Raw genomic sequence first — 14,072 nt, 5'->3', positions numbered from 1 at the left:
CTGATAAATATATTTATCTCTGTGTCCTCTGTGTCTCTGTGGTTCGATAAAAAATAAAAAAATCAACTTTAATATAAACTTATGAATGATCTACTAAAACAACTAGAAAACCTATCACCAGAAAAACGAGAATTAGTTCTACAAAAACTAAAAAAGCAACAACAAACCCCACTTCTCAACCCAGTATCACGAGAAAAACCCCTTGCTCTCTCCTTTGCTCAACAAAGACTATGGTTTATTGACCAACTAGAAGGCGAAAATTGTGTTTATAACGTGCCATTTTTCTGGCAAATTAGCGGGTGTTTAAATATTAGTGCTTTAGAAAAAGCCATTTTAGAAATTGTCCAACGTCACGAAATTTTACGCACTAGCTTTTCTGTTGTTGATGAGTCACCCATACAAGTAATTCATGCTCATCCTGCACTTAAAATAGAGGTATTAGACTGGCGACAAGTACCAGCAACAGACCAGGTAAGTAAAGTACAACAGTTAGTGATAGATGAATTACAACAGCCATTTGACTTATCAAAACTTCCTTTGTTGCGGGTAAAATTACTACAACTAGCTGATGCCTGCGGCGAGCGAAGCTATCAATCTCATCTATTACTATTGGTTATTCATCACATAGTTTGTGATGGGTGGTCAATGGATATTTTCCGCCGAGAATTGTTTACTCTTTACACCGCTTTTTGTAATGGAGAATCTTCTCTTTTACCCCCATTATCTCTACAATATGCTGATTTTGCTCACTGGCAAAGGTCATATTTACAAGGAGATAATTTAAACAAACAACTCAATTACTGGCAACAACAACTAGCAGAAATTCCCCCTTTATTTGAATTACCTACAGATCATCAACGTCCATCAGTTCAAAGTTTTAGGGGACGTAGTGAATTTATCCAAATTGATCTAGATTTAACACAAAAATTAAAGCATTTAAGTCAGGAGTCAGGAACTACTTTGTTTATGACTTTACTGGCAGTATTTACGCTATTATTATCGCGCTACAGTGGACAAGAGGATATTGTAATTGGTTCAGCGATCGCCAATCGCAACCGTAGAGAAATAGAACCATTAATTGGCTTTTTCGTCAATACTTTGGCTTTGCGTACCAACCTGGAAGGGAATCCCAGTTTCTTAGAATTACTACAAAGAGTAAAGCAAACCACTTTAGATGCTTACGACCATCAAGATTTACCATTTGAGAAATTAGTTGATGAACTGGGATTAGAGCGATCGCTTGCTCATCATCCCCTATTTCAAGTCGCTTTTGGTTTACAAAGTGGAACTCCCGAAACACTTTTAATTCCTGGTTTAACTCTCACCCGCTTTGAGTGGGAAAACACCACAACATTCTTTGATTTATCCTTAATTTTCCGGGAAACTCCTCAAGGTTTAACTGGAGAGTGGGAATATGCAACTGATTTGTTTGCAGAGACAACTATTCAAAGGATGGTGCGCCATTTTGAGGTTCTGCTCCAGCAAATTATTGATAATCCCCATCAATCAATTAATACTCTATCTTTGCTGACTCCAGATGAAATTCAGCAACTACAAACATGGAATCATACACAAACAGAATATCCTCAAGATAAAACTCTTGTTGACTTATTTGAACAGCAAGTTATTAAGAATCCTAATAATTTAGCTGTAGTTTTGGCATCTGAAAGTCTAACTTATCAACAGTTAAATGCAAAAGCGAACCAACTAGCTAATTACTTAATTGAAAATTACCCAATACAACCAGATACCTTAATCGGTATTTCTGTGGAACGTTCTTTGGAAATGATTGTTGGTATTTTAGGGATTCTGAAAGCTGGTGGTGCTTATGTACCCATTGATATCAACTATCCCCAAGAACGAATTGAGTTGATGTTAGAAGATTCTGGAGTATCGGTTTTATTAACTCAAAGTTGTTTAGTAGATAAGTTACCTTTAGATAGTTTACAAAATCCTGTTGAAGTTGTTTACTTAGATGAAGAACTAGACAAATACTCATCACCAATTGTCAACTGTCAATTGTCAACACTTCGACTTCGCTCAGTGACCACTGTCAATTACAATAATTTAGCTTATGTGATTTATACTTCTGGTTCTACTGGAAAACCCAAGGGGGTAATGATTGAACATCAAGCGATTGTTAATTTGGCTTTAGCTTGGGGTGAAAGTTTTCAAGTTCAAAATCACAGTCGCTTGCTACAATTTGGGTCTTTTAGTTTTGATTTATCTATTGGTGAAATTGCAACTGCTTTATCAGCAGGTGCTTGTTTATATTTAGGCAATAAAGATACTTTATTACCTGGTGAAAGTTTAGTTGATTTTTTAACTAAACACAAAATTACTCATGGCTTTTTATCTCCTTCGGCTTTATCTGTCTTACCAAAAGTGAGTTTCCCAGATTTACAATATCTGGCTGTTGGTGGAGAGGCTTGTTCGGCTGAATTGGTAAGTCAGTGGGGAACAGAACAACATTTATACAATTGTTATGGTCCGACAGAATCTACTGTGACGGCTGCTATTTATCTTTGTCAACCTAATAGTCAGATAAACAGCAAAAAACCACCAATCGGTAAACCATTACCTAATATCCGTATTTATATTTTAGATGCCAATAATCAACTATTACCCCCTGGTATCCCTGGTGAATTGTGTATTGCAGGAATAGGTTTAGCGCGGGGTTATCTTCATCGTCCTGATTTAACAGCCACAAAATTTATTGATATTAATTTATTTGGTAAATCTGAACGGATTTATAAAACCGGTGATTTAGCTAAATGGAATAATGAAGGATATTTAGAATATTTGGGTCGCATTGATGAACAAGTAAAATTACGGGGTTTTAGAATTGAACTGGGTGAAATAGAATCACTATTATTACAACATCCATCAGTTAAAGAAGCTGTGGTGATTTTATATGAAACTGATAACAATCTCAGGTTAATTGCCTATGTTACAGAGTCAGAAAAAACCGCTGGCTTGGCATTTAATGGGGTAACTGAACTGAGAGAATACCTCAAAAATCGCTTGCCCAATTATATGATTCCTAGCCAGATTATGGTTTTGGAAAACTTGCCCTTGACTGCTAATGGAAAAATAAACCGTCGTGCATTACCAGCACCAAACACAGCCACTGCTGCTGATTTGGAAATACCAGTAACTCCCACAGAAGAACTACTCGCTAGTTTATGGCAAAGTTTATTAAAAGTTAACTCTGTTGGTCGTTCTGATAACTTCTTTGAATTAGGTGGAAATTCCCTGTTAGCAACTCAATTAGTTGCCCGCATTCGTGATATTTTCAGGGTAGAAGTACCTGTTCGTAAGATATTTGAGCAAAGCATTTTATCTGAGTTGGCGAGGGAAATTGATAAAGCATCTGCGAGTGTGGCTTTACCTCCCATTTCCCCCCAGTTAGAAAATGAACCAAAAACTCTGTCTTTTGCCCAATCAAGACTTTGGTTTATCGCTCAACTGGAAGCGACAGGAACTTCTTCTACCTATAATATGCCATTCGCATACGAATTGAATGGCAAACTCAATGTAGATGCTCTAACTCAGAGTTTAACTTATTTACTACAACGTCATACGAGTTTACGCAGTTATTTTCCGGCTTTGGCGGGAGAGCCACAAGTAGTAGTTAGAAGTATAGAAGATATAGAAGTGTTGGCAATCGCCAACTTACAAGAACTCGATCCCCACACACAAGCGGAAATCTTACAAAAATTAGCTGATAACCATGCTCAAGAACCCTTTGACTTAAATACTGGACCCCTGTTCAAAGCCAAACTAGTGCAACTCAGCCCCCAGAAAAATGTCCTGCTGATAAATATGCACCACATTATTAGTGATGGTTGGTCAATGGGTGTATTTAAGCGGGAATGGGAAAAAGCATACACCGCTTTTGCAGTCGGTTCTACTCCCAACTTATCACCGTTACCGATTCAGTATAGTGATTATGCAGCTTGGCAACGCAATTGGTTACAAGGGGAGACTTTAGCAAGTCAGGAAAATTATTGGAAACAACAACTAGGCGATGCACCCAGGTTATTAGAGTTACCTACAGATCATCCCCGTCCAGCGCAACAAAGTTACCAAGGTGGGCGTGAAGAATATTGTTTGAGTCAAGAACTAACTCAGAAGCTTAAAAACTTGAGTCAAGAACAAGGGGTGAGTTTATTTATGACCCTGTTGACTGCTTTCAATATCTTACTATCCCGTTACAGCCGCCAAGAGGATTTATGTGTTGGTAGTGCGATCGCTAACCGCACTCATAGCCACACAGAAGGGTTAATTGGCTTTTTTGTCAACACCTTAGTATTGCGAAGCAAAATCAAGCCAGAACAAGGATTTATTAATTTACTCCAACAAACCCGTCAAACTTGCTTAGATGCTTATGCTCATCAAGATATTCCCTTTGATTATTTGGTAGAAAAACTACAACCAGAACGCAGCCTCAGCCATAATCCCTTATTCCAAGTGATGATGGTGTTGCAAAACGCGGCGGGGGCTGGGGTGAATGTGAGTTTACCAGGGCTTGATATTCAATACTTGGAACAAAGTTTCCCCTTTGCCAAGTTTGATATACTGCTGGATTTGTGCGAAAGGGATGAGCAACTAAATTGTATGTGGGAATATGCCACAGATTTATTTGAGGCATCAACCATTAGACGCATGGCGGGACATTTTGAAGTTTTGCTGACAGCAATTACCCAAAATCCCCAACAGCCGATTTATCAGCTACCTATCACCACTTCAGCAGAAGTTCAACAACTGCTAATCTGGAATCAAACTGACACAGATTACCCTCAGAACCAAACATTGGTAACTCTGTTTGAACAACAGGTAGCAAAAACACCCGATCAGATTGCAGTTGTGTTTGCAGATCAAAGCCTGAGTTATCAAGAACTCAATCAAAAAGCTAATCAACTGGCGCATCATCTCTTGCAACTCAAAAGCATATCTGATAACCCACTGATGGCGATTTGCATTGATCGTTCCTTGGAAATGCTCATCGGTATCTTTGCTATCCTCAAAGCCAGTGGAGCTTATGTACCGATTGATCCGAGTTATCCCCAAGAACGCATTCATTTAATGCTCGAAGATAGTAATGCGGCGGTATTGCTAACAACTAAATCCCTGAAAAAGCAACTTCCTTTAGAAAAGCTGAAAAATACTGCTCAAGTAGTGTTTTTGGATGAACAAACATGGACTCAACAGCCAACAAATAATCCCCATCCCATCAGCATTAATAATGATTTAGCTTATATAATTTATACCTCTGGTTCTACAGGGCGACCTAAAGGAGTGGCGATCGCCCATTCTAGTCCCGTAGCCTTTGTAAAATGGGCGCATTCAGTCTTTAGTGCAGAACAGCTTGCAGGTGTCTTAGCTTCAACCTCAATTTGTTTCGATCTCTCCATTTTTGAAATTTTTGTTCCCCTGACTCAAGGTAGTAGTGTGATTTTGGTAGAAAATGCACTCTACATTGAGCAAGCACGTCAGAGTCCTGTACCGATAACTTTGATTAATACTGTACCGAGTGCGGCGGCGGAACTGCTGAATATGAATGCTATTCCCGCAAGTGTACAGGTAATTAATTTAGCTGGTGAACCATTAAAAAATAGTTTGGTACAGGCTTTATATCAAAACACATCTGTCAGAGAAGTTTACAACCTCTATGGACCGTCTGAAGACACAACTTACTCTACATTTACGAAAGTTGCCAAAAATGCCCAGCATGAACCAACTATAGGTCAAGCGATCGCTAACACTCGCATCTACATTTTAGATAAATATAATCAACCCCTGCCCCCTGGTATTCCTGGAGAACTTTGCATTGCAGGTGCAGGTTTAGCACAGCGTTATTTACATCGTCCTGAAACTACCGCCGAAAAATTTCTGAACGTGGAATTATTCGGCAAAACTGAGCGAATTTATAAAACTGGTGATTTAGCTCGGTGGCTACCTGATGGTAATCTGCAATACTTAGGACGGATTGATTACCAAATCAAACTGCGGGGTTTCCGTATTGAATTAGGTGAAATTGAAGCATCTTTACTCAAACATTCCAAAATTCAGGAAGCGGTTGTTTTGGTGCGGGAAGATAGCGAACACGATTCCTACGGAGCGCTTCGCTATCAACATCTGGTAGCTTATGTCGTCCCTACAACGGAAGGCGACCATATCAACCAAAGTGAACAGATAAAATTGTGGGAACAAGTATTTAATGATAGCTACACTCAGCAACCAAACCCAACCGATGATCCAACTTTGAATCTCGCAGGTTGGAAGGATAGCTACACAGGAAAACCCATTCCCCAGTCGGCCATGCAAGAATGGCGCGATATAACAGTTGAGCAAATTTTAGAACTTGCACCCAAACGAGTTTGGGAAATTGGTTGTGGAACAGGGATGTTATTGTTTAAAGTTGCATCCCATTGTCAGCATTACCTGGGGACAGATTTTTCATCCAGCGGATTGCAGTATATTGAACAATATCTCAAACAGCAATCTCTCCAAAACAAAGTTACTTTAAAACAAAGTGCCGCTAACCAGTTTGAGGGCATTGAATCCAATACTTATGACTTGGTAATCATCAATTCTGTAATTCAGTATTTCCCTTCTTTGGATTACTTGTTGTCAGTCATCGAAGGGGCGATCAAAACTGTAAGTAATCAGGGAAAAATCTTCATGGGAGATGTGCGAAATCTACATTTATTGGAGGCTTTCCATACCGCAGTAGAATTTTATCGCGCTCCTGATAAATTATCAATTCAGGACTTACGCCAACAAATTCAAAAAAGCATCTGCAACGAAGGCGAATTACTGATTGATCCTGATTTCTTTATCGCCCTTAAACAAAAATTTCCCCGGATTAGTCACGTAAAAGTTCAATTGAAACGGGGTTACAGCCATACGGAAATGAGCCGTTTTCGTTATGACGTTGTTCTATATTTGGATCAAACAGAAACTTCTGTTACCGAAACCCAATGTTTAGATTGGCAAGAACAGCAGTTAAATATAAAAACAATTGAGAGAATTTTAACAACTGAGCGACCGGATTTATTAAGCATTAAATATATTCCGAATGCGCGGCTCACTTCAGAAATGGCGTTGTTAGAAAAAATTACTCAGATAGATGGTCAGGTTTCCGACTTAAAAGCTGTTATTGCCCAAGTCAAATCAGGCATCGAACCGGAAGCATTCCTAGATTTAACGCAAGATTTACCTTACACACCTTTTATTCAATACACTTCTACCAGTTTTGCCTATTACGATGTTATTTTCCAAAGGAATATTCCTGGAAAAGAGCAAATACCAAGATTTAATCAAAGTAAAAATTGGCGACAGAAACCTTGGCAACATTACGCCAATCAACCGTTACAATATCGCACCAATCAAGTTGACCCAGCATTACTAGAAGAATGGCGGTATTTTCTAGGAAAAAATCTCCCTGATTATATGATTCCTAGCCATTTTGTTGTTTTAGAAAAACTACCACTAACACCCAATGGCAAAGTAGACCGTAAAGCATTACCAGCACCAGGTAAAACAGTGGTAGCTACAAACATTGAATTACCTATAACAGAAACAGAAAAATTGCTGGCTCAACTTTGGGCAAAACTGCTGAAATATGAGGTCATAGCCCGACAAGATAACTTCTTCAACTTGGGAGGACATTCTTTATTAGCTACCCAACTTTGCTACCGCATTCGTGACACTTTCAAAGTAGAACTGCCACTGCGTCAAGTATTTGAGTCTCCTACTATCATTGACTTGGCAAATTATATAGATAGCTGCATTTGGGTTAATTCGACAACCACAGATATACAACCTTTAAACTCAGACGAAGAGGAAATTGAACTATGACCATAACACAAAATCAGCAAATAGTTTCTTTAATGCTTCGTTTGCAGAACATGGGCTGCCGAATTTGGGCTGAAGATGATAAGTTACGGATTCGTACTAGCAAAAATGCCCTGACTGCGGAACTGAAGCAGGAAATTCAAAACCACAAAGCAGAGATTCTCACCTTCTTGAAAGCTGCTAAAACACAAGCTGTGATCACCGCAGAAATTCCGGCTTTAAGTGCTGACTCTCCCAAGCTTCCGTCCTTTGCTCAACAACGTCTCTGGCTATTAGCACAACTCCAAGGGTCATCAGCTACTTACAATATGCCGATCGCTTTACAACTGAACGGCAACCTGAATATTGATGCCCTACATTCTAGTTTGGCTTATCTGCTGAATCGGCACGAGAGTCTGAGGATGTATTTTCCTACAGTTGCCGGACAACCACAAGTTGCCATCCGCAGTTTAGACGAAATCACAGTTTTAACAGTACAAGATTGCCGGGAATTAGGGACTGGGAACAAGAGAGAGCTTGATTTAGATACCCAATGCCCAAATATGCAGGATTTAATTGACGCTCATGCACAACAACACTTGGACTTAAATACTGGCCCTTTGTTTAAAGCTAAACTGCTGCAATTGGAGGAGCAAAAATCTGTCTTGGCCATCAATATGCACCACATTATCAGTGATGGCTGGTCAATGGGAGTATTTTTGCGGGAGTTATGGCAGGCTTATAGTGCTTATTCTCAAGGTAAGACCCCGAATTTTGCTCCTTTACCGATTCAATACAGTGACTATGCAACTTGGCAACGCCACTGGTTACAAGGAGAAGTATTAGAAAAGCAAATTAATTACTGGAAACATCAACTAGGTGATGCTTCCCCATTACTGGAATTACCTACAGATTATCCCCGTCCAGCACAGCAAAGTTACAGAGGCGATCGCTATATTTATTCTCTTACACCGGAATTAACTGCTGCTGTTAATGCTTTTAGCCAACAGCAAGGCGTAAGTTTATATATGACCTTGTTGGCTACTTTGAGCATTTTACTATCTCGTTACAGTCGGCAAGAAGACTTATGTATTGGTTCTCCCATTGCTAACCGCACCCATAGCCAGACTCAAGGGTTAATTGGCTTTTTTGTCAATACTTTGGTTATGCGTCAGCAAATCAAACTAGATCTAAGTTTTATTGAGTTTTTACAACAAACTCGCCAAACCTGTTTAGATGCTTATGCTCATCAAGACGTTCCCTTTGATGTGCTGGTAGAAAAGTTACGACCAGAACGCAGTATGAGCTATAACCCTTTATTCCAGGTCATGTTTACCCTGGAAAATAATGCTAGTCCAGATTTGGATTTATCAGGGTTAGATACTGAGTTGCTGGGAGTCAAGGGTGCGATCGCTAAGTTTGACTTAACCCTGATGGTGATCGAAGATGATCATCAGTTAAATTGCTCTTGGGAATACGCCACCGATCTATTTGCAAGGGTTACTATCCAACGGATGGCGGAACAGTTTGCAGTTCTGCTTCAAGGAATTATTGATCATCCCCACCAATCAATCAATACTTTACCTTTGATGACAGGAGAAGAACTGCTAAAACTACAACGCTGGAATCAAACTCAAACCGATTATTTTCAAGATAAAACTTTTGTTGATTTATTTGCAGAACAAGTTATAAACAATCCTCATAATATTGCTGTAGTTTTTGAATCTGAAAATCTAACTTATCAACAGTTAAATGAAAAAGCCAACCAACTAGCTAATTATTTAATTGAAAATTATAAAGTTCAACCAGATACCTTAATTGGTATTTCTGTGGAACGTTCTTTAGAAATGATCATTGGTGTTTTGGGTATCATAAAAGCTGGTGGTGCTTATGTACCCATTGATCCCAACTATCCCCAAGAACGAATTGAGTTGATGTTAGAAGATTCGGGAATATCGGTTTTATTAACTCAAAGTTTTGTAGTAGATAAATTACCTTTAGATAGTTTAGGAAAACCTATTGAATTTGTTTATTTAGATGAAGAACTAGACAAGTACCCATCACCAATTGTCAATTGTCAATTATCAACTGTCAATTACAATAATTTAGCTTATGTTATTTATACTTCTGGTTCAACGGGAAAACCCAAGGGGGTAATGATTGAACATGGTGGACTGGTAAATTTAATTTTGGCAGTTGATGAAATTTTGCAAATTCAACCGCAAAGTCGTGTACTACAGTTTGCTAATTTCAGCTTTGATGCTTCCATTTGGGAAATTGCTTCTACCCTTTCCGCAGGTGCTTGTTTATATCTCACAAAAAAAGAAAATCTGTTACCTAGTCAAGAACTGATTGACTTTTTAACTGAATACAAAATTACTCATGTTACCTTACCACCTTCAGTTTTATCTTTGTTACCCCACGCAACCTTACCTGATTTGCAAATTTTAATTACTGGTGGTGAAGTTTGCCCCAAAGAATTAGTTACCCGATGGGCAAAAGGAAGAAGTTTTTTTAATGCTTACGGACCAACGGAATCTACAATTTGTACTAGCATCGCTCTTTGTCAACCCAATGGTAAAAAACCACTTATTGGTAAACCATTATCTAATCTCCGCATCTATATTTTAGATGCACATAATCAACCATTACCTCCTGGTATTCCTGGAGAATTGTGTATTGCTGGTGTTGGTTTAGCGCGGGGTTATCTCCATCGTCCTGAATTAACCGCCGAAAAGTTTATGGAAATTGAATTATTCGGCAAAACTGAGCGCATTTACAAAACTGGGGACTTAGTCAGATGGAAACCTGATGGCAATATCGAGTTTATTGGTCGTATTGATAACCAAATTAAACTCCGTGGGTTTCGTATAGAATTGGGTGAAATTGAATCAGTCTTGTTGCAATACCGGGCTGTTAAAGAAGCAATTGTCACCATACATAAAACTGAAAATAATCAGAGTTTAATTGCTTATATATCAGGAATTACCCCTGATTTATCGCCCCAATTGAAAAATTACCTGAAAACTCGTCTACCTGATTACATGATTCCGGCTCAGATCATGGTTTTAGACGAGTTACCCTTAACCCCCAATGGCAAAATTGACCGGAAAGCTTTACCTGTTCCTAATATTAGCGTTCAAGCTGCATACACACCCCCCCGCCACAAAGTCGAAGCACAATTAGCGCAAATTTGGTCTGCTCTTCTTGAACGTCAAGAAATTGGCATTCATGATAACTTTTTCGATTTGGGCGGACATTCTTTATTGGCAGTCAAATTACTCAATTTTGTGCAACAAGAGTTGGGACAACAACTGGCCTTGAGAAGTTTATTTCAGAATCCTACTATTGCTCAACTGGCACAAACATTAGGTAATAGGGAGATGGAACAATCAAATTCTGATTTAGTACCGATTCAGCCTCTAGGAGATGCAACCCCCCTATTTTGTGTATCTGGCTCTAACGGACACAGCTTCTATTTTCGAGATTTGGCAATCAATTTAGGCATTGAACGTCCCATATATGGACTCGATGCACCAGGAAGAGACGGACTGAGCATACTTCCTCACTCAGTAGCTGACCACGCAAGTCAACTAATTGCCCAATTACGTCAACAGCAACCCCAAGGACCTTATATATTGCTGGGGTACTCTTCCGGTTGTAGTGTCGCTTTTGAAATAGCTTCCCAACTGGAGCAGCAAGGTGAAAAGGTGAGTTTACTAGCTATCTTGGATTCGGGATTGGTTTCTAATCCGGAACATTTTAAAAATAGAGCAGATATTGATTGGATTTGGCAAATAATCCAACGCATCGAAGCTTTAAAAGGAGTTTCTTTCGGTTTAGAATACGCTGATTTAGCTGCTCAACGCGATAACCAGGCTCGTTGGGATTTGGCGGCAGATTATTTATACCGTCATAATGTCCTACCTGAACACTCCAGTCTTGATTTACTCAAAACCAATATGCAAATTATGAGAGTACAGACGCTCAATTACGTAAATTATCAGCCTGTTCATCGAATTTCTGCCCCGATTGTTTTATTCCGCGCTGAAGACGTGCCGGAAATAGTGGTGCGAGAACTCCAAGCACTTACCAATTACGATTTACCGGACTGGGGATGGCAAGCTTACACACCAAACCCTGTGAAGGTAATATCTGTACCTGGAAATCACGGACGGATGCTTTATGAACCGAATGTCAAAACCTTAGCCTCACACTTACGGCTGATGATGATTTAATTAATAAATCACCCATAATCATCAACCTGACTTTTTTAATTTTGAACTTTAAATTGGTGTAAAACAATGCAAACTCTTCCAATCAAAATTTCCGATGAAACCCTGCGCGATGGAGAACAACAAGTAGGTATTTTTTTCTCTTTACCGACTAAACACAAACTTGCTCATCTGATTGCACAAACAGGAGTCAGTGGATTTGCCATCATGCCTAGTGTTTGTGATCAAGAATCAGAGCTTACCAAAACATTAATATCAGATGGATTAACTCATCTAATTACTGCCTCTACGATGATGGGAAAAGAGTACATTGATCAGGCGAAAAACTATGGAGTTAAGCGTATTATTCTCTTCCATGCTGTTTCCGATCGCTTGATGTTTTTACGCAATCCTGATATTCGTTTAATGAGTGAATACCAGGGTAAAACGATTGATGATGATATCCCATCTCACATCATTAATAAGGTTCGTCAAGATGCTATTAATTTGATTGTGGAGAATTTACGTTATGCGACACAAGTTGCAGGATTGAGAGTAGATTTTGCAGCGGAGGATGCTTCTAGGGCAGACTTTAATTTTTTAGTACAGTGTATTAATTCGTTCAGTGGTTATGTTGAACACTTTTTATTGTGTGATACCGTCGGTGTACTCACTCCAGAGAAGAGTTATATCTGGATTAATGATTTACTCCAATGTACTACAGGGGTAGAGTTAGGAGTACATTACCACAATGATAGGGGGTTGGCGCTGGAAAACACCTTACAATCAATTACAGCGGGGGCAAGTTTAATATCAGGGACATTTTGTGGTTTAGGGGAGCGTTCAGGAAACGCTGCTTTAGAGCAAGTATTAAATGGGTTGCGACTTCGGTTCGGTATTGAACTAGAGGGTATAAACTATGATGCTGTTGATGCACTGACTAATTACATTGAAGAGATGGGGATTCGTCCTGCACCCCCTTATTCACGAATTTCACAAAGTCATGAATCAGGTATTCACGTCAATTCTCTACTTCGTGATCCTTTGAGTTATTCCACATTTCCCCATGATAAGACAGGTGTTGTCTTTGGTAAGTGGAGCGGTGTTAGTAATTTTCAATATCTCTTTGAAAAACAATTACAAAACCCTCAAACTAGGCAACAGTACGAGAAAATGCGCGATGTAATTAAATCTTTGGCGATAGAACAAGAATGCTATTTTACAGCTAAGGAAGTTTTAAAACTCTGGAAAGATGGTACCTTTGAATAGTCCATCTTGTAAATTGACATAAGACTTATACTCAAAACGACTAGAAGCTGGACTTTTTTATCATACAAAGAACAAGGTTCAAACCCTCTCCAGTATTAAATATTATTCCTTTTCCCTCTCCTAAGAGGAGAGGGTTAGGGAGAGGTTTACCAGAGGGGTTTCATACTAGTAGTCTGTCAACCCGAAAATGACGGGTGAAGGCAACCAGGGGGAGAAAAGAGGCAGGGGAGGGAAGAACAGAAGTTTTTTCCGATCATTACCCGTCAAAATAAATTTGACAGACCACTAGTACAAGACAGCGTAAATAAACCAACCATTCTAAATCATCCAAAAGCCTATACTGTCTTCATTTTGACTTTTGACTTCCGCCTTGCGGCACTAGCCTTCTTATTCTCTGCTATCTGCTCTATAAGACTCAAATAATTTTTTACAGATGCAAGCTACAACTTTTATTAATAAATCCGCCAAGGATAATTCTGCTTCAGGTACTAATCAATTTTGGAAAAATTTCCAAGCGGTTGTCGGTCCATATTGGTATCCTACAGATGCAAATGGTAGAGCATTTTCAGAGGTGATTCGCACTTATGGAATGCTGGCTCTTCTAGTATTATTAATTGTTGTTATGGTAGGTGCAACAGTTTTTAACAGCTTTGTTAACCGCTATTTACTAGATGTTATTACACAAGAAAAGGATTTAGAAAAATTTAGTGATTTATTATTGCTTTATGGTTTTGCGCTGGTTTTGGT

The 14,072-nt window shown here is 39.0% G+C and carries 3 protein-coding genes and 1 pseudogene; all 4 read left to right on the top strand.

The genetic code is table 11. From position 1 onward, the window contains the following. Positions 1-81 precede the first annotated feature (81 nt). A complete protein-coding gene (locus IQ228_RS09155) occupies positions 82-7,866 on the top strand; it encodes a non-ribosomal peptide synthetase (protein ID WP_193962698.1) in 7,785 nt (2,594 codons plus the stop codon). Continuing rightward, positions 7,863-12,080, top strand: coding sequence for a non-ribosomal peptide synthetase (locus IQ228_RS09150; RefSeq protein ID WP_193962697.1), 4,218 nt, complete (start codon positions 7,863-7,865; stop codon positions 12,078-12,080). The genes IQ228_RS09155 and IQ228_RS09150 overlap by 4 nt, the downstream gene beginning before the upstream one ends. Positions 12,081-12,146: 66 nt before the next feature. Continuing rightward, on the top strand, positions 12,147-13,325 hold the full coding sequence (locus IQ228_RS09145) for a hypothetical protein (protein ID WP_027403949.1): 1,179 nt from the start codon (positions 12,147-12,149) through the stop codon (positions 13,323-13,325). A 433-nt stretch (positions 13,326-13,758) separates the two neighbouring features. After that, positions 13,759-14,072, top strand: a pseudogene (locus IQ228_RS09140) (ABC transporter ATP-binding protein/permease); the annotation flags it as partial.

The sequence above is a fragment of the Dolichospermum sp. LEGE 00246 genome (assembly GCF_015207865.1).
Lineage (GTDB): Bacteria > Cyanobacteriota > Cyanobacteriia > Cyanobacteriales > Nostocaceae > Dolichospermum > Dolichospermum heterosporum.
Note: the sequence above shows the minus strand (reverse complement) of the source record. Positions and strands in the feature narration are given on the sequence as shown.